The organism is Piscicoccus intestinalis NBRC 104926, from assembly GCF_001515525.1.
Lineage (GTDB): Bacteria > Actinomycetota > Actinomycetes > Actinomycetales > Dermatophilaceae > Kineosphaera > Kineosphaera intestinalis.
The window spans coordinates 1-636 of sequence record NZ_BCNQ01000330.1; the positions used below are offsets into that span (position 1 = coordinate 1).

Sequence of the window (636 nt, forward strand, 5' to 3'; positions counted from 1 at the left end):
TGGTCGCGGCCCTCGCCGACGACCATCGCGCCGAGGGCGCCGACCTCGACGTGCTGCTCGCTCGCCTGCGGACCGGCCGCGGAGGCGACGCGGCCCGCTGGACGCGGGAGCGGCGTCGTCTCCAGGGTTTGGCGACCGGCCGGCCGGCCGCCGGACCGGTCGCTGAGCGAGGTTCCCGGGCAACCGGATACGTCGTCGCGTTGGCCTTTCCCGAGCGGATCGCCCGCCTCGACGGTGAGGTCTACCTGCTCGCGTCGGGCACGCGCGCGGCGCTGCCGCCCGGGTCACCGCTACGCGGCCGGGAGTGGCTGGCGATCGCCGACGTCGCCCGTGCCGAGGGCCGAGCCGCCGCGGGAACCGGCGCCGTCATCCGCGCCGCCGCCCCACTGACCAGCGACGACGCGCTGGCCGCCGGCGCTGCTCTGCGCGCCACCGCCGAGGAGGCCACCTGGCGCGGGCGCCGCGTCACCGCCCGCCGGGTCGAGCGACTCGGCGCCATCGAACTCAGCGCAACCCCGGTCAGCGCCTCGCCGACCGCAGCTCGCGCGGCCGTGCGCGACGCCCTGCGCCGCGAGGGCCTCGACCTGCTCACCTGGTCCTCCGCGGCCGACCAGCTGCGCCGCCGGCTCGCGTTCC

1 pseudogene is annotated in these 636 nt (G+C 78.6%); it reads left to right on the top strand.

The window, feature by feature from the left end:
* Window positions 1-636, top strand: a pseudogene (locus PINTE_RS23605) (ATP-dependent helicase HrpB); the annotation flags it as partial.